This is a genomic window from Proteus vulgaris, assembly GCF_023100685.1.
Lineage (GTDB): Bacteria > Pseudomonadota > Gammaproteobacteria > Enterobacterales > Enterobacteriaceae > Proteus.
The window spans coordinates 3,545,718-3,563,805 of the sequence record NZ_CP090064.1 but is presented as its reverse complement, the minus strand read 5'-3'; the positions used below and the strand labels follow the sequence as shown (position 1 = coordinate 3,563,805).

Annotated in this window: 16 protein-coding genes and 1 riboswitch; of the genes, 10 read left to right on the top strand and 6 right to left on the bottom strand. The window is 39.4% G+C overall.

The features are described 5' to 3' along the window. The first annotated feature begins 6 nt into the window (after positions 1-6). Both LW139_RS17080 and djlA read left to right on the top strand, forming a co-directional pair. Positions 7-156, top strand: coding sequence for a hypothetical protein (locus LW139_RS17080; RefSeq protein ID WP_162557006.1), 150 nt, complete (start codon positions 7-9; stop codon positions 154-156). A gap of 272 nt (positions 157-428) precedes the next feature. Further along, positions 429-1,229, top strand: coding sequence for a co-chaperone DjlA (gene djlA, locus LW139_RS17075; protein ID WP_166539393.1), 801 nt, complete (start codon positions 429-431; stop codon positions 1,227-1,229). Between the two features lie 243 nt (positions 1,230-1,472). Here the strand turns inward: djlA and rluA are convergent, their stop codons facing one another. The 6 genes from rluA to thiB form a co-directional block, all read right to left on the bottom strand. Further along, complete coding sequence (gene rluA, locus LW139_RS17070; RefSeq protein WP_247850290.1) at positions 1,473-2,126, bottom strand: bifunctional tRNA pseudouridine(32) synthase/23S rRNA pseudouridine(746) synthase RluA; 654 nt, start codon at positions 2,124-2,126, stop codon at positions 1,473-1,475. Positions 2,127-2,181: 55 nt separating this feature from the next. Then, the gene (rapA, locus tag LW139_RS17065) at positions 2,182-5,085 is read right to left on the bottom strand and encodes an RNA polymerase-associated protein RapA (RefSeq protein WP_247850289.1); all 2,904 of its coding nucleotides are present in this window, start codon (positions 5,083-5,085) and stop codon (positions 2,182-2,184) included. 183 nt (positions 5,086-5,268) lie between these two features. Continuing rightward, on the bottom strand, positions 5,269-7,623 hold the full coding sequence (locus tag LW139_RS17060; protein WP_166539391.1) for a DNA polymerase II: 2,355 nt from the start codon (positions 7,621-7,623) through the stop codon (positions 5,269-5,271). 87 nt (positions 7,624-7,710) lie between these two features. Continuing rightward, positions 7,711-8,412 (bottom strand): thiamine ABC transporter ATP-binding protein ThiQ, encoded by a 702-nt coding sequence (thiQ, locus tag LW139_RS17055; RefSeq protein ID WP_210813075.1) that lies wholly within the window; start codon positions 8,410-8,412, stop codon positions 7,711-7,713. Continuing rightward, positions 8,405-9,985 carry a thiamine/thiamine pyrophosphate ABC transporter permease ThiP gene (gene thiP / locus LW139_RS17050; RefSeq protein ID WP_247850288.1) on the bottom strand — a complete coding sequence of 527 codons (1,581 nt, stop codon included), beginning with the start codon at positions 9,983-9,985 and terminating at the stop codon, positions 8,405-8,407. The genes thiQ and thiP overlap by 8 nt, the downstream gene beginning before the upstream one ends. Further along, positions 9,985-10,998, bottom strand: coding sequence for a thiamine ABC transporter substrate binding subunit (gene thiB, locus LW139_RS17045; protein WP_166539388.1), 1,014 nt, complete (start codon positions 10,996-10,998; stop codon positions 9,985-9,987). Before thiB ends, thiP begins: the two co-directional genes overlap by 1 nt. A 65-nt stretch (positions 10,999-11,063) precedes the next feature. Then, positions 11,064-11,155: riboswitch (TPP riboswitch) on the bottom strand. Between the two features lie 112 nt (positions 11,156-11,267). On the opposite strand from thiB, the gene rppH reads away from it, so the two are divergent. The 8 genes from rppH (at position 11,268) to LW139_RS17005 (ending at position 18,086) form a co-directional block, all read left to right on the top strand. Beyond that, complete coding sequence (gene rppH / locus LW139_RS17040; RefSeq protein ID WP_109409091.1) at positions 11,268-11,798, top strand: RNA pyrophosphohydrolase; 531 nt, start codon at positions 11,268-11,270, stop codon at positions 11,796-11,798. Positions 11,799-11,806: 8 nt separating this feature from the next. Continuing rightward, positions 11,807-14,053, top strand: a complete 2,247-nt coding sequence (gene ptsP, locus LW139_RS17035; RefSeq protein ID WP_109409090.1) for a phosphoenolpyruvate--protein phosphotransferase — start codon at positions 11,807-11,809, stop codon at positions 14,051-14,053. Between the two features lie 79 nt (positions 14,054-14,132). Continuing rightward, on the top strand, positions 14,133-15,023 hold the full coding sequence (lgt, locus tag LW139_RS17030; protein ID WP_166539387.1) for a prolipoprotein diacylglyceryl transferase: 891 nt from the start codon (positions 14,133-14,135) through the stop codon (positions 15,021-15,023). A gap of 45 nt (positions 15,024-15,068) precedes the next feature. Beyond that, positions 15,069-15,920 carry a thymidylate synthase gene (locus LW139_RS17025; protein ID WP_247850287.1) on the top strand — a complete coding sequence of 284 codons (852 nt, stop codon included), beginning with the start codon at positions 15,069-15,071 and terminating at the stop codon, positions 15,918-15,920. 228 nt (positions 15,921-16,148) lie between these two features. Beyond that, on the top strand, positions 16,149-16,658 hold the full coding sequence (locus tag LW139_RS17020; protein ID WP_166539385.1) for a prepilin-type N-terminal cleavage/methylation domain-containing protein: 510 nt from the start codon (positions 16,149-16,151) through the stop codon (positions 16,656-16,658). Further along, complete coding sequence (locus LW139_RS17015; protein WP_247850286.1) at positions 16,652-17,296, top strand: prepilin peptidase-dependent protein; 645 nt, start codon at positions 16,652-16,654, stop codon at positions 17,294-17,296. The genes LW139_RS17020 and LW139_RS17015 overlap by 7 nt, the downstream gene beginning before the upstream one ends. After that, positions 17,293-17,754, top strand: coding sequence for a DUF2509 family protein (locus LW139_RS17010; RefSeq protein WP_166539383.1), 462 nt, complete (start codon positions 17,293-17,295; stop codon positions 17,752-17,754). The genes LW139_RS17015 and LW139_RS17010 overlap by 4 nt, the downstream gene beginning before the upstream one ends. Next, positions 17,742-18,086, top strand: a complete 345-nt coding sequence (locus LW139_RS17005) for a hypothetical protein (protein ID WP_244179698.1) — start codon at positions 17,742-17,744, stop codon at positions 18,084-18,086. Before LW139_RS17010 ends, LW139_RS17005 begins: the two co-directional genes overlap by 13 nt. The last annotated feature ends 2 nt before the right edge of the window (positions 18,087-18,088 follow it).

Here is an 18,088-nt window from a genome sequence, read left to right as displayed (position 1 = left end):
GTATTTATGTGCTTCCGTCATCAGTGGCTTCATGCTGATAAACAGCCAGAAACTAACGCAGGGAGTTATGCGACACCAGCCCAACGTTCTGAACATTGTTCTAACGGTAACCGAAAAGTAGGCGTAAACCTCATTTTTTCGATGTTTCTGTGTTGAAATAGGGTTATAGCCTTATTAGAAACAAAAAAACACCGCGCTGATGCGGTATTTCGTGCGGTCTAATAACGCTAAAGTTATTCGTTTGGTCACTCATTTTACTTTAACACAATTTAAACGAAAACAGCATTACCTCTGTCCAAAGAGAAACAGTAAATATCTTCATTTTAAGAAAAAGTCTATTTAGACGTCGCTTGGTGTTAGGTGTGCAAGCAAATGAATAGTATGATAATGCAAAATTGCAGGCAGAGCATTGAAGATTTGAGGAGTCTATGCGCTATTGGGGAAAATTATTAGGCCTTATCATCGGTAGTTTTGCGGGGGTAGGCTTCTGGGGCATTGTTATTGGTGTTTTTCTTGGACACCTCTATGACATGCAACGAGGTAAATTAGGAAGTGGTGGGCGCTATACTCGTGATAGACAAGCTTTTTTCTTTGCTGCAACTTTTCAAGTTTTAGGACACCTAACAAAATCAAAAGGGCGAGTCACTCAAACGGATATCTCACTTGCAAGTGAATTGATGGATAGGATGAATTTGCATGGAGTGGGGCGTCAAGCAGCTCAGCAAGCATTTAGAGAAGGTAAATCACCCGATTTTCCCTTAAGAGCTACCTTGCAACGTGTTCGACAAATTTGTGCTGGTCGTCGTGACTTACTTCAGATGTTTCTGGAAATTCAGTTACAAGCGGCTTTTGCCGATGGCCAATTGCACCCGAATGAAAGAAAAATGTTGTTTATCATTATTGATGAGCTGGGTTTTTCGCGTGCGCATTTTGAACATATATTAGCAATGATGCAGGCTGGTCAAAATTTCCACTATCAAAATAGGCAAGGATATCAGCCTCAACCTCAAGGCCCAACACTCGCTGATGCGTGTAAGGTACTTGGTGTTAATGAGACCGATGATGTTAAAACCATAAAAAGGGCTTATAGAAAATTAATGGGAGAACATCATCCAGATAAACTTGTAGCGAAAGGTTTGCCACCAGAAATGATGGAAATTGCAAAACAAAAAGCACAGTCTATACAAGTTGCTTACGATTTGATTAAAAAAGAAAAAGGATTTCGTTAACATCTTGTAAAAGAAGATGAGAAAAGAGAGAATTATTTCGTGATAGAGATAACTTAGGTTGAGTTGAGTTTATTATTTATCACGGTAAAATATAAGTGAAATTTAATTATTTCATTCTCTCTTCTCTTAAAAAAGGAACTATATCCATGTCAAACGTCCGTGTTCTTGTTGGGGTTATGGGATTAGCGCTTTGCCTGCTCCTTGCTTCATTGAGTTCAGTGACTGTTTTAGTGTCATAAGACATTAAAAATCGGCAAGGCATTCAAAATGTATCGGGGATCGAAAAGCAGGATGCGTAATAAATAATTCCTGAGCATGTAACTGCAGGCGAGGTGCCATCGCTCTTGCCTGCGGATGTGCATAAAAGCGATCCCCTAAAATAGGATGCCCCAACGCTAACATATGTACCCGCAATTGATGTGAACGCCCCGTAATTGGCGAGAGTTTGACTCTTGTCGCATTCTCTTCATACTCCAGCACCTCATAAAAAGTTTGCGCGGCTTTCCCTGTTTCATGACAGACTTTTTGTTTTGGTCGATTTGGCCAATCACAAATTAATGATAAATCAACCAATCCTTCTTCTTTTTCGACATGGCCCCATACACGAGCAATATAGGTTTTCTTCGGCTCACGCTCACGAAATTGACGTTTTAGCTCACGTTCAGCTTCTTTATTTAGTGCAACAACAATGACGCCACTGGTTGCCATATCTAAACGATGTACACATTCGGCATTAGGAAAATCAGCTTTAATGCGCGACATAATACTGTCGTTATGCTCTGGCGCTTTGCCCGGCACAGACAGTAATCCACTGGGTTTATTGACGGCAATAATATGCTCATCTTGATATAAAATATGTAACCAAGGATCAGTCGGCGGGTTATAAACTTCCATCATGGTGGGTATCTCATCAAAACAACGGGGAGTAAAAGACTCCCCGCTTTAATGGTAATTATTGGTGGGTAACAACAATTAAACGTATTGAATCTAAACGCCAATTTGCTTCATCTAAATGATTAAGAATATGGGTACGCTCATTTTCAATCGCTTCAACTTCATCATCACGAATATTTGGATTTACAGCGCGTAAAGCCTCTAGGCGTGATAATTCATGTGTTAATACGCGATCAGCTTCTTCTTTTGCTTTTTGAATAAGCCCTTTCGCTTCGATTTCCATTAACGGTTCAGAAGCTTTGAGTACATGGTGTACTTCACTTTGTACCGCATTGACCAGTTTGCTAGAAGTATGGCGGTTAACCGCATTTAATTGGCGATTAAAACTTTCAAACTCAACTTGAGAGGCTAGGTTATTACCTTTTAGATCAAGTAATAAGCGAACGGGTGTTGCTGGTAAAAAACGACTTAAGTGAAGATGTTTAGGCGCTTGCGCTTCTACGACATAAATTAGTTCAACTAACAATGTTCCCACTGGTAATGCTTTATTTTTTAATAAAGAAACGGCACAACTTCCTGTATCGCCAGACAAAATTAAATCTAAGCCATTACGGATAATGGGGTGTTCCCAACTGATAAATTGGGTATCTTCACGAGATAGTGCTTGCTCTCTATCAAATGTGATAGTGCAACCATCTTGTGGTAAGCCAGGGAAATCAGGCACTAACATATGATCGGATGGCGTTAAAATAATTAAGCTATCACTGCGATCTTCTTGATTAATACCGACGATATCAAACAGGTTCAACGCAAAGTTAACTAATTCAGGATCATTATCTTGAGCTGCAATTTCACCCGCCAATTCAACGCCCACTTCACCACCATTAGAGTGTATTTCTAATAGACGGTCACGGCCTTGCTCAAGTTTAAGTTTCATTTCATCATGCTGTTTACGACAAGCCGTAATAAACTCGTCAAAGTTAGCTAATTCATTGGGTTGAGCAAGATAATTAACTAACGCATCATATTTACTGTCGTAAATAGTACGGCCAGTTGGGCAAGTATGTTCAAATGCATCTAATCCCTCATGGTACCAACGTAACAATACAGATTGTGCTGTACCTTCCAGATAAGGAATGCTGATATCAATGTCACGATTTTGACCAATACGATCAAGACGACCAATACGTTGTTCTAATAAATCAGGGTTAAACGGCAGATCAAACATAACCAGTTGGTTTGCAAACTGGAAGTTACGTCCTTCTGAGCCGATTTCAGAACACAATAAAACTTGCGCGCCTTCTTCTTCGGACGCGAAATAAGCTGCAGCGCGATCGCGTTCAAGTAAAGACATTCCTTCATGGAAGACAGCCGCACGAATAGCTTCACGCTCGCGTAAAACTTGCTCTAATTGCAATGCAGTTGCCGCTTGCGCACAAATAACCAGAACTTTTTCATTGCGATTTGCAGTTAAGAAACCGAGCAACCATTCAACACGAGGATCAAAGTTCCACCATGTTGCGTTTTCACCTTCGAATTCTTGGTAAATGCGTTCAGGGTAGAGCATCTCTTTCGCACGAACTTCGAGACTCTTTTTCGCTGCCATAATTTCAGCAACTTTAATCGCTGTTTGATATTGTGTTGGCAGTGGCATTTTAATCGCATGAAGTAAGCGATTAGGGAAACCTTTCACACCAGAGCGTGTATTACGGAATAACAGACGACCCGTTCCGTGTCTGTCCATTAACATATGGATAAGCTCTTGGCGAGATTTAGTGCGTTCTTCGCCTTGGGTATTTGCTGCTTTCAGTAATGGCTCAACATCTTGCTCACTAATCATTTCACTGATGATATTTTGTTGTTCGGTATTTAAATCATCTTCTGATAGCAAAATAGTGACAGCATCGGCAACAGGGCGGTATTTTTGTTGCTCATTGATAAATTCGTTGTAGTCATGGAAACGACTCGGATCAAGCAGACGTAAACGAGCAAAGTGGCTTTCTTGGCCTAACTGCTCAGGCGTTGCGGTTAATAGCAACACTGAAGGAATAGATTCAGCTAATTCTTCAATTACTTGATATTCACGACTTGGTGCGTCTTCACTCCACACAAGGTGATGGGCTTCATCGACAACTAGCATATCCCATGTTGCTTCAACGAGATGTTCAAAACGTTGCTTATTTTTACGCACAAAATCTAAAGAGCAGATGATCATCTGTTCTGTTTCAAATGGGTTATCGCTATCTAACAAGGATTCGCTATAACGGCTATCATCAAACAGTGAAAAACGCAGATTGAAACGACGTAACATTTCAACTAACCACTGATGTTGTAAGCTTTCAGGCACGATAATTAACACACGCTCAGCACGGCCATCCATTAACTGTTGATGGATAATCATACCGGCTTCAATGGTTTTACCCAGACCCACTTCATCAGCTAATAAAACGCGAGGGTTATGACGTTTACCCACTTCATTGGCAATGTAAAGCTGATGAGGAATAAGGCTTGCACGAATACCACGTAAACCGCTTTGTGCTTGTTTAAATTGTTCGCTTAAGAATTTACGTGCACGATAGCGTAAGGCAAAGCGATCCATACGATCAATTTGGCCTGCGAAAAGGCGATCTTGTGGTTTATTAAAAGTGAGTTTGTTATCTAAGAACACTTCACGTAATTGTGCGGGCTCTTCGGTGTCTAAACGTGCACCTTGATAGATAAGAAGGCCATTATCTTCTACAACGTTATCGATGGCGAGTTTCCAGCCTTCGTGACTGGTGACGGTATCCCCCGCATTGAACATCACCCGCGTTATTGGGGCATCATGACGGGAGTAAAGGCGGTTTTCGCCACAGGCAGGGAAAAGTAAGGTCACCATGCGGGCATCAACTGCCACAACAGTACCCAGTCCAAGCTCGCTTTCAGTATCGCTAATCCAACGTTGACCAAGAGTAAAAGGCATATATATAAACTCAGCTCTCAAATATATAATTTAGGAATTATTAATGAATGCAGTATTGCGGTGTTGTCATTAAAATTTGTGGGATAAAAATGCCTATTCTTGAAACAAGAAAAGTTAATTATCACCAAAGGGGCGTTATGTTAATAGATGCAAAGCAAACCGTCACCTGCAAAATGACACATCTTAAAATGTGAGCGTCATTTGTCCATTTAACAAGGTTGAAAAATCATCTTGTATAAAAGGCAGGATAGCATCTGCAATCGGCATTAACTGCTTATTGATATAGTGTTCGTAATCAGGTGCAGCGGTAATGTGCTCTAATGGTTCAGGTCCCAAGAGGGTAATTATATAACTAATCCAACCGCCTTGCTGATATTGTTGAGGTCTATTTTGGGATAAATTATATTCGTCAGCTTTACGTGCAGCTTTAACATGAGGGGGAACGTGGTGCTGATATTCTGATAATTTTCGACGTAACCGTTTACGATACACTAATCTATCATCATGTTTTCCCGCAAGCGTATCCGCGACATAATCACGAATAAACTGCTGGTAAGGTTGTTGATGAAAAATACGAGTATAAAGCTCTTGTTGAAATTTCTGAGCAAGGGGAGTCCAGTCTGTTCTGACGGTTTCTAATCCTTTAAACACCATCTTATCATTGCTTAATCCTGCATAACGCTTTTTACTGCCTGTTTCCATCCCTCGAACCGTTGGCATTAAAAAACGACGATAGTGTGTTTCATACTCCAGCTCTAATTTGCAATCAAGTTGATAGGTTTCAAAAAGGTGTGTTTTCCACCATTGGTTAACCTCTTGTACTAACTGATGCCCAATTTGTTGGGCTTGTTGTTCAGTATGTGGCGATTTAAGCCAAACAAAAGTAGAGTCTGTATCACCATAAATAACTTGATAACCTTTAGCTTCAATTAATGCCCGAGTTCTTTTCATAATCTCATGACCACGTAAGGTAATTGAAGACGCTAGACGAGGATCAAAAAAACGACATCCCACGGAGCCTAAAACACCATAAAAAGCATTCATAATAATTTTGAGTGCTTGAGAAAGTGGGGCATTTTTATGTAATTTTGCGTTATCTCTTTCGTGCCAAATTTGCGACACAATAGTGGGTAAACAGTGCTTCTCTCGCGAAAACCACGCTTGGCGAAAACCTGGAATAGCCAGTTTTTCATCGGGTTGATGTGTTCCTTCAATCATTCCAACAGGATCAATTAAAAAAGTACGAATAATTGAGGGGTAAAGGCTTTTGTAATCAAGCACAATAACCGAATCATATAAGCCGGGAGCTGAATCCATAACAAAACCACCGGGGCTATGTTCTTCGGGTTTTTCTCCTTGGTTAGGCGCAACATATCCAATGCGGTGCATTGAAGGGAGATAAAGGTGTGTAAATGCAGCTACAGAGCCTCCACTTCTATCAACAGAAAGTCCTGTAACACAAGCTCTTTCTAATAAAAACGCCATAAGAGATGTGGCATCAAAAATGCGGTTTACTAAAACACAATCTTGCCAGTTATAGTAGGCTAACGCAGGCTTATCTTCTTTAAAACGTCGATTAATTTCATCCATTCTGGCATAAGGTGTATCAATGGCTTTACCTTCCCCTAACAGGCTTTGCGCGACTGATTCTAGGCTAAATGAGGGAAAATTCCATGTCGCCATTTTCAGTGCTTCAATACCATCAATAATTAAACGGCCTTGTGCAGAGGCAAAAAAATGTCCTTTTTTAAATCCATGCTCGCGCCACTCCAATGGATTGTTTTGGCGGCCTAGTAGCAAGTTGACGCCATAACGTTGCGCATGGGTATGTAAAATACGTAAATCGAATTGAATTAAATTCCAGCCAATAATGGCGTCGGGATCGTAATGTTGTATCCACTCATTAAGTTTTTCAATTAAACGCAATCGGCTACTGACATAACATAATCGATAACCTTTGGATTGCTGACTCTCATTCTCTGTAGATAAATTATCTGTCAGCATAAACACAACATTATCGCCACAACCCGCAAGTCCAATAGAGTAAAGTTCACCGAATTCGCTGGTTTCAATATCTAAAGACACTGTTCGCAGTGTAGGGCGATAATCAGGTGCGGGTTTTAGTGTCACGGTATTGTTTTGTTGATAACGAAACCAAATTGGTGCGGTGATAAAACGTTCCATCATATAACGTTCATGAGGACGTATATCGGCTTCATAAAGACGTATGTGATGCTCTTTGAGTTGCTGTTCTAGTTGAGTGAGTTGTCGGTGTTGTTTGCAGTAGACGCCAAAAACAGGCTGTCTTTCAAAATCTTTTAAATCGAGAGGGCGAATTTCTATATCAGGATTTTTATTCACAAGTGAACGTAAAACGGTTTCATGTTGACGAGCAACAAAGCCAATCGCTTGTTGCAAAGGAACTGTGACTTTACGAGGGCCATTTTCTGTCGCTAACCAATAGGAGACGACGATACCTTTTGGGGTGTCGCTCCAGTGGCGAGTGAGAATAAAGCCTTGTTCAGTATGGTCAACCATGGGCACCTAATACACACAAAAATTCGCTAAAGATGTGTTTATTATAGCCAAAATAGTGGTTATTTATACAGTTAATTTAGGGCGTATTTAATTAGAGGGAATACCTAAAATAAGTGATTGATCCACTTCACCATTTATCAACGATTGTGTATTACCATCATACACAATTGTTCCGTTATCAATCACAATTGCTCTTGAGGCAATCTTGATAGCATCTTCTAAGCTATGTGAAACCATCAATAAGGTCAGTTTTTTTTCTTCACAAAGTTGTTCTAGTAAAGCCAACATTTCAATACGCAAAGCGGGATCGAGTGCAGAAAAAGGCTCATCGAGCAATAAGATAGGTTGTTCACGTACAAGGCAACGAGCAATGGCAACACGTTGGCGCTGACCACCTGATAATTGTGAAGGTAAACGGTCAAGATGTTCATTTAAAGAAACTTGTTTGGCTCGGTTTTCTAACAGTATTTTTTGTGTATCTGTGAGTTTTAACCCCGGATCTAATCCCAAGCCAATGTTTTGTCTAACTGTTAAATGAGGAAATAAATTATTATCTTGAAATAACATAGAGATAGGGCGTTTTGCGGGCGCAGTTTTAGTGTGATCACAACCATTAAGAAAAAGGGTTCCTTTTTCAGAAGGTAAAAATCCAGCAATTAAGCTGAGTAAGGTACTTTTCCCCGCGCCACTTGGGCCTAATACGGCGATACGTTCACCGGTGTTTACAGCTAAGTCAAACATAAGGTGTTGGTGTTCATAGGTATAAGCAAGGTGCTCTAATTTAATCATGAGATTTTCCTGCCAATCGTTCTATTAGGCTAAAAAGAGAGAAGCAAAGTAGTAATAAGATCATGGCTGTGACAGCACCATCTTGCGTGTGATAAGCCCCAATTTGCTGATAAAGATAGAAAGGAAGTGTTCTAAATGTTTCATTACCAAATAGAGCAACAATACCAAAGTCACCAATAGAAATAACACAAGCAAAAGCAAGTGCTTGTGAAATCGGTTTTCTTAATGCTCGTAACTCGATCCAACGAAGTCGATTGATACCCTGAATATTAAGCGATTGACATAAAAGTCCATAACGTGAAGCAATATCATTCATTGGATTTTCGAGCACTTTTAAAGCATAAGGAATGGCAATTAATGCGTTGGTTAAAATCACTAATGTATATGGTGATTCAGGGAGTCCGATTGTATTGTTTAATAACAAGAAAAAACCTGTTGCCAATACAATGCCCGGCATTGCCAGAATAATCAACCCACTCATTTCCATAGCTTGCCCCGCTTTTTTAAAGTGACGTAGGCGAAGTTCTCGGCTACTCCATAGCAACATCATTGTTAATACAACACAAACAATACCTGCGCCAATCGCAATAATGAGAGACGTTGTAAAAGCCCGCCAAAGTATGGGTTGTTGTATCACTCGTATTAATTCGCTGTTAAGACCATCTGTTATCACCGCTAAAATAGGGGGGACTAAAAAAAGGATCGCGAGCATAATAATCAGAGTATCGGTTATTTTGCTAAAGAGAGGATCATTGGGATCACGCCAATGCTGTTTTTGGCTATCTCCGACAAAGAGTGTACCTTTGAGTTTTTGGCTGATAAGCACTAAGCCTAAACAGCAAAAGAGCTGGATCAGTGCTAAAAGTGCAGCACGATGTAAATCGTAGTCATAACTTAATGCTTGATAAATTGCTAGCTCAACGGTTGTTGCCGCAGGGCCTCCACCTAACGCCAGTACAGTAGCAAAGCTTGCAAAACAGAGCATAAAAATCAGTGACGCAGTGGGAAGTATTTGTCGCCATAAATAGGGAAATTCCAGAAAGCGAAAACGCTGCCAACCATTCATGCCTAATTGTGAGGCTAACTGGCGTTGTTCTGGCGAGATACTTTCGAGAGCTTGTAACAGCATTCGGGTTGCTAATGGCATATTGAAGAAGACGTGTGCCAATAAAATGCCTTGTAAGCCATAAGGGGTAAATTGGTAATTAATCCCCAGCCATTCACAAATTTGAGCAATCCAACCGACTCTTCCATAAACCGTTAAAATACCAAAAAGTGCCACTAAAACGGGTAGAACAAGGCTCATGGCACATAAACGTAAGAAAAGTGTTCTACCTTTAAATTGGCGTCGATAAAGTGCTTTAGCGAGCCAAATGGCAGGTAATATTGAAAATAAGGCAGATAAAAAGGCTTGCCAGAAAGTAAAGCGCACGACATGCCATAAATAGTCATCAGCAAAAATAGAGGATAATTCGCCACTTGGCGCATTAAACCATAATGCACCAAATGACAATAAAGCCACAATAAGCAGTAAACCCGAGGCACATAGCCCCGGGATAAGCCATCTTCTCATTAGCGACTAACCGCAGATTGCCAATTACGCGTCCATGTTTGGCGCTCTTTAGCGACAACATCTGCATCAAATTGCAATGATTTTTCTGGTTTAGGCATCACCGAATAGACATCTGGTAATGGCATATCTATTACGGGATACATCCAATTGGTGGTAGGAATTGTTTCTTGGAAAGCCGGAGTGAGCATAAATTGCATAAATTGCTGAGCTAATTCAGGTTGTTTACTCGATTTGAGTTTAGCTGCAACCTCGACTTGTAAATAGTGTCCGTCAGAGAAAATAGCCGCTGCATAGTTATCTTTTTTATCCGCTAAAATATGATAACCCGGAGATGAAGTATAACTTAGCACAAAATCACCTTCACCTTTTAAGAATAAGCCATAAGACTCACTCCAACCTTTTGTAACGGTAAGGGTTTTCTCAGATAATTTCTTCCATTGAGAGGCGGTGTTTTCAGGATAAAGTGATTGCATCCATAGCATTAAGCCTAAGCCTGGTGTACTGGTACGAGGATCTTGATACAGTATTTTCCACTTTTCTTGGCTATTTAGTAACTCATCCATGCTTTTGGGTGGGTTAGCAATACGGTTTTTATCATAAATAAACGCAAAGTAACCGTAGTCATAAGGTACAAAGGTGTCGTCAGTCCATTTTTCAGGTAAGGCGAGTTTTGATGTATCGATATTACTTGGTGCAAAAAGCCCAGTTTCTTTGGCCGCATGTATCAGATTGTTATCCAAACCTAAAATAATGTCAGCTTTACTCTTGCCACCTTCCATACGTAAGCGATTTAGCAAAGAAACACCATCAGAAAGGGCAACAAGCTTTAATTCACAATCACACTGTTGTTCAAATGCTTTTTTAATGGCAGGTCCTGGGCCCCAATCTGCGGTAAAAGAATCATAAGTATATACAGTGAGTGTCGGTTTTTGAGTATTAGCTTGCGCTGAGAACGTGCTTATTACACTCAGTGCACCCAGTAGGAAAGTAAAGCGAAGCGATTTAGTTAACACATTTAGTTCCTCAGTAAAAAGTCAGGAAGGATCTGAGGAGTGAGGACTGCAAATTATAAAATATTGCATCATCCTGACTCAAATCCCTACGCCAGTATTAGCTGGATCAGGTTCCACGGGTTTTTCTCAGCCTAAAAAGGCACCCCGTTGAGACTTTCCCATTGTAGATAAATCCACGCGTTGTGCAAAGTCTGTTGATAGAGGTTTACCGTCTGTGAGTAGTATGAAACAATGAGTTATCTTTCAAATTTGGTTATTGAGGTAGTCTAGTGATCGATGATGATGGCTACCGCCCGAATGTAGGGATTGTAATTTGTAATCGGCAAGGGCAAGTGCTTTGGGCTCGTCGCTATGGGCAACATTCATGGCAGTTTCCTCAAGGAGGAATTAACCCTGGAGAATCGCCAGAGCAGGCAATGTACCGAGAGTTGTTCGAAGAAGTTGGGTTAAGTCGCAAGGATGTTAAAATTCTTGCCTCCACACGTAACTGGTTACGTTACAAGTTGCCTAAGCGTTTGGTGCGTTGGGACACAAAACCTGTTTGTATTGGACAAAAACAGCGTTGGTTCCTTTTGCAGTTAACAAGTAATGATAAGGACATTAACGTTCAACAAAGCAAAACGCCAGAATTTGATGGCTGGCGTTGGGTGAGTTATTGGTATCCCGTTCGACAAGTCGTCTCTTTTAAACGCGATGTTTATCGTCGTGTAATGAAAGAGTTCGCACCAGTAGTCATGCCATTGCAAGAACAAATGTCTTTACCTCGTCCATCGTATGGATATCGGCGTAAAAGGTATTAGATAACACTATGCTGACACGTTTGCGAGAAATTGTAGAAAAAGTGGCTATGGCAGCAGGGCTTCCAGAAGCACTTGAACTCTTAGTCAAGGAAACGTGTCAGGCAATGCACACGGATGTGTGTTCTATTTATCTTGCTGATAAGCAACGTAGTTGTTTTTATCTAATGGCCACAAAAGGACTTAAAAAACCCAGAGGACGTGCCGTTAGCCTCTCGTTTGATGAAGGCGTTGTTGGTGAAGTTGGACGCCTTTCTGAGCTTATCAATCTCGCAGATATTCGCGAGCATCCTAGTTTTAAATACCTTCCTCAAGTAAAAGAAGACGATCTGCGTGCTTTCCTTGGTGTACCTATTGTTTATCGTCGTCAACTCCTTGGTGTTTTAGTTGTTCAACAAAAAGAGCGTCGCTTATTTAACGAGAGCGAAGAGTCTTTTATGGTGACGTTAGCAACACAATTAGGCGCAACATTATCGCAAGTACAAACTAAAGGGCTATTTGGGCAATATCGTCAAAGTCGCATTAAAGCATTATCAGTTTCGACCGGAGTGGTAATGGCTTATGGTTGGCAAGAAATTTCCCAGCCAGTTCTTGAAAATGTATTTAAAGCTAGCGCGCTTGATATTAAGGCGGAATTAAATCGACTCACAGTGGCTTTAGAAGATGCCACGGCAGAATGTCGCCGTTTTAGTAAACGTTTTATGGCGAATGCACAAAAAGAGAGTGCCGCCATTTTTGATCTCTACTCGCATCTACTTAATGATCCCCAACTTAAACACAAAATGACAGCGATTATTACTCAGGGATATGTCGCAGAATGGGCTGTAAAAGTGGTTGTTGAGAAAGTTTCGTCACAATTTTCTAGCCTGAAAGATGGCTACATGAGAGAAAGAGCCTCTGATCTAAAAGCATTAGGACGGCGTTTATTATTTCATTTAGATGATGAAGTCAGTTCAACCAATATTTGGCCTGAGCGCTTTATTTTGGTGGCAGATGAATTAAGCGCAAGTTTATTGGCAGAATTACCTGAACAACAACTTGCGGGTGTGATTGTGCGAGATGGTGCAACACACTCTCATTCAGCGATCCTTGTTAGAGCAATGGGAATTCCCGCGATTATGGGCGCGGATATTCAACCTGAACTTTTACATAATCGTATGCTTATTCTTGATGGTTATCGTGGTGAGATTTTTATTGAACCAGAGCCTTTTATTACTCAAGAATATAAACAGATTATTGATGAAGAAAGTGTATTAAGCCAGATTGCAGAAGATCAATTAGAACAGCAAGCTGTTCTCAAAAATGGTGAATCGGTTAGTGTTCAATTGAATGCGGGATTAAATATTAAATACGAGCAACGTATTAGCGTGGGAATAGACGGTGTTGGTTTATATCGGACAGAGATTCCTTTTATGCTACAAAGCGGTTTTCCATCAGAAGATGAACAAAAAAATCGCTATCGTGAAATACTCTCTTTTTTCCCTGATAAACCCGTTGTGTTACGTGCATTAGATGTGGGTGCAGATAAACAACTTCCTTATATGCCCATTAATGAGGAAAATCCTTGCTTGGGTTGGCGAGGAATAAGAATATTACTCGATCAACCTGAAATTTTCCTTATTCAGCTTCGTGCTATGCTAAAAGCAAACCTCGAATTTAAAAATTTGAAAATATTGTTGCCGATGGTGACAAGTATTGATGAAATTGACGAAGCGAGAACATTGCTATTACGTGCATGTGATGAAGTGAGTCGAGAGTTAAAATGTGAATGTGCTCTACCACCGTTAGGTATTATGCTTGAAGTTCCCTCGTTGGTATTTATGTTGTCACAATTAGCTAATCGGGTTGATTTTATCTCTATTGGAACAAACGATTTAACTCAATACTTGCTTGCAGTCGACCGTAATAATACCCATGTTGCATCACTCTATGATAATTTGCATCCTGCATTATTGCGTTCATTGAGTTTGATTGCGACACAATGCCAATATTACCAGTTACCAATCAGTGTTTGTGGCGAAATGGCAGGAACACCTATCGGGGCATTGCTGTTAATAGGGCTTGGTTTTAGGCAGTTAAGCATGAGTGGACGTAGTTTACCTAGGGTAAAATACTTATTACGCCATCTTGATCCTGTGGTGTTACAGCCTTTTATGCAACAAGTGTTGCAAGCTGAAACAGCAACAGAAATCAAAAAATTGTCTTCTGAATTTATGGAAAGGCAGGGATTAGGTGGATTAATTCGCGGAGGTATCTGACATGCCTTTGTATAAGCCTTTTCTGTGTTGGTGATAAAGAGCAAACACAGAAATTATTAATTAAGTGAAGTAGGGAATAATGAGTATAAGCTACCTTAAATTTCCAGAGATTGATCCCGTTATGTTTTCTATCGGGCCTGTGTCATTACACTGGTACGGTATGATGTATTTAGTTGGATTTGTCTTTGCCTTATGGCTTGCAAATCGACGAGCCGCAAAACCGAATAGTGGTTGGAATAAAAATGAAGTTGAAACATTACTTTATGTCGGTTTTGTTGGTGTGTTTATCGGTGGTCGCTTAGGTTATGTTTTATTCTATAATCTGCCAGTCTTTTTAAATGATCCTCTTTACCTCTTTAAAGTTTGGGATGGCGGTATGTCGTTCCATGGTGGTTTAATTGGGGTAATTTGTGCCATGATTTGGTTCGCAAAACGTACTAAACGTGGATTTTTTCAAGTGGCTGATTTTGTCGCGCCTTTAATCCCGTTTGGTTTAGGATTAGGTCGTATTGGTAACTTTATTAATGGTGAGTTATGGGGTCGCGTCACATTAGATACACCTTGGGCCTTCTTATTTCCAAACTCTCGTTCTGAAGATCTTCAGCTTGTTGCTCAAGATCCATCAACGCTGCTACCTATTATTCAAGAATATGGGGTTTTACCTCGACACCCTTCACAACTTTATGAAATGTTGTTAGAAGGGGTAGTGTTATTTATTATTCTTAATATTTTTGTGCGTAAAAATCGTCCAGTAGGCAGTGTATCAGGTCTATTCCTGATAGGTTATGGTGCATTCCGTATTATTGTTGAATTCTTCCGTCAACCTGATGCGCAATTAGGACTATTTAGTGGTGTGAGTATGGGACAATTACTCTCAATTCCAATGATTTTGTTGGGCATTATTTTTATGGTATGGGCTTATCGCCAAGATAAAAAAACACCACAAAACCCAACACCAACTCACAAATAGTGTGAGATAAATTTTTATTATTAGCTAATTAACAAGAGAGACAACATGAAGCAGTATCTGGCATTGTGTCAACGCATTATCGATGAAGGACAATGGATTGATAATAAACGGACAGGAACCCGTTGTTTAACGGTGATTAATGCCGATCTGGAATATGATGTTGCGAATAACCAATTTCCGTTAATAACGACACGAAAAAGTTTTTATAAAGCCGCAATAGCAGAACTGTTAGGGTATCTGCGAGGCTATGATAATGCAGCACAATTTCGTGAAATTGGTTGTAATACATGGAATGCCAATGCGAATGAAAATAGTGCATGGTTGAATAACCCTCATCGAAAAGGTGAAGACGATATGGGTCGTGTTTATGGCGTTCAAGGACGCCAATGGCAACGCCCTGATGGTTCTCATTTTGATCAACTGCGTAAAGTAGTAGATAACCTGACTAAAGGTATAGATGATCGTGGTGAAATCATTACATTTTACAATCCAGGTGAAACGGAACTAGGTTGCTTACGCCCTTGTATGCATACGCATACCTTTTCACTTGTTGGTGATACCCTTTATTTAACCTCTTATCAGCGTAGTTGTGATGTGCCATTAGGTTTGAATTTCAACCAAATTCAGTGCTTTGTCTTATTAGCGCTGGTGGCTCAAATTACAGGACATAAACCGGGTAAAGCATTTCATAAGATAATCAATGCACATATCTATGAAAATCAATTACCTCTAATGCGTGATGTGCAGTTAAAAAGAGAGCCTTTACCGTTACCAACGTTGCATATCAACTCAAAAATAAACACATTGGAAGATATCGAAACATGGGTAACAACGGATGATTTTACTGTTGAAGGCTATCAATGTCATGAAGCAATAAAATATCCATTTACGGTGTAATTTCTCCTTTGCTTTTAAAGCCCCTGTTTAGTGATAAACAGGGGCTTTTTTATTGGTTTTTTATTTAAAATTTAAAGCATTGTCAGTATTTATTAATCATAAATACGTTTTATTTGTATTTGCTCTGAAAGTATTGTTATTGCGTACCTATTCGAGAAAAACGCTTATCTTTGTTTACCTTTAAGGCTGTGGTCTGCATGCTCATTACCGACTAAAAAGGAGAAATAAATGAACAATAATAGGGAATTAAGCCTAAATAAGGAGTTTCAGAAAAAAAGTGAGCAAGGTATCAGTTTACTCGAAATACTTATCGTGATGCTGATAGTCTCTATTTTAAGTTATCTATCAATTTCTTCTTATCAACATTTTATTAAGCAACGCCATTTAATACAGAGTGTGCGAGAAACCATAGTTTTTCTTTCTTACCAGCAACAGCAAGCGTTGCTGTTTAATGTCAAAATTAAAATATCACTTCATTTATCGCCCAGTAACAAAATAGTCGCTATTCCTTTTTCTCTACGATACTTACCTGAAAAACAAACGATTTATCAATTAGCCCTAGGTATTCAACTTAAGCAATCAACAGTCTCAAATTTTACGTTTGGTGGAATTCGCCAAACGTTAAAACCTATGAGTTTTGTGCTTAAAAATGAAGAGGATGAAGTGAAAATTATTATTTCATCTTTAGGCAGGATAAGAGCGTGTAGCCAGAATATAAAGGTGTTTTCATCATGTTAAAACGATCTGTATTTTCTTTTTCATCAGGAATGATATTGATGGAATGTCTCTTTGCTATTGCGATAAGTGGGATTTTATTTCTCTGCATCAGCAGAGCTTACCCCCAGATAATAAATACGCTATTCCATTCTTATCAGCAATATCAATTAGATATTTTTTTAAGAGAACGATTATTGGTACTAGAAACGCAATTAAGGCGTACAGGGTATTGTTATGGTGATTGTGTTAATACGTTGAAGGCAGATGGCCTGCAAATATCGCCTTTAAAAATAGGGCAGTATCCTAATCAAGAAAAAAATTCCTGCGTTATTTTTGCTTACGACATAAATAGCAATGGTCGATGGGAGTCACCTTTGTCAAAAGAGAGTGATTATTTTGGATACCGTCTTAAAAAGGGGCAATTAGAGCAATTAAGAGGAGTAAAAGATTGTGCTTCTTCAGGGTGGCAACAATTTTTCGAAAATAACGAGATTGAGGTAACTGAGTTTATTTTACAGCCTTATGCTAAAACGTATTCTGTGAAAGAAAATCTGTATTTTTATCTTTCTATTTCTTTAAAATTTCATTTAAAACAAAAGCCTGAAATAAAATCACATTATCAAAATATCATCCGTTTAAGGAATGTGACTGCACTATGAATATTTATTTCACTCTCAGGAGCAATGAACAAGGCTTAGCGGGTATATTTGTCGTGATAGGTTTTATTGGCATGAGCTTATCTATGCTTGGAAATTTTTCTTACCATTACAGGCAATCTGAACAAATAGTGATGCAAGAGTTACAAGCAAGACAGGCCTTTTTATTTGCTGAATCTGCACTGCAATGGGGGATAACACAGGATTGGGACCTTTCATCAATACAATTAAACAAATGGCAATGCCGTCCTTTTTATGCTGATCCCAAAATAAAGAGCTGCTTATTTTTAATCTCTGCAGATAAGGCCTTACTTCAAGGTCAAGCAGAAAGCTTACTAGGTTATAAAATATATCATTATCAATGGATTGGTTTTAAAAAAGGAAAAGAGAAAGCTATTGTGTCTGATCCAAATGGATGGCTAGATTATTGCCCATTCGTGCATAAGGAGTGTGTATCATAAAAAAAGGTCAAAATAGATCAGAAAATGGTTCTATCTTACTTAATACAATGTTTGTATTACTATTTTTTAATATTAGTTTTGTCGCTATTATAGGGTATAGTCAATCATTAAAAGCTGATTTTCAGCGGTTAATTCAATTACAGCAAACAGGGCAAGGGATTTTTGTTTTATTTGAAAAATTGCCTGATAAATCACCTTACTATTTTGCTGATAACCAGAAAATAATGATGCATTCTCTTTCATATTCTGAAGGCTGTCAGCAAATGGAAGGTTATGCTGCTAATAATATTTTACCCACGATAAATTTATACTATTGGTCATGCAATCCATAAGA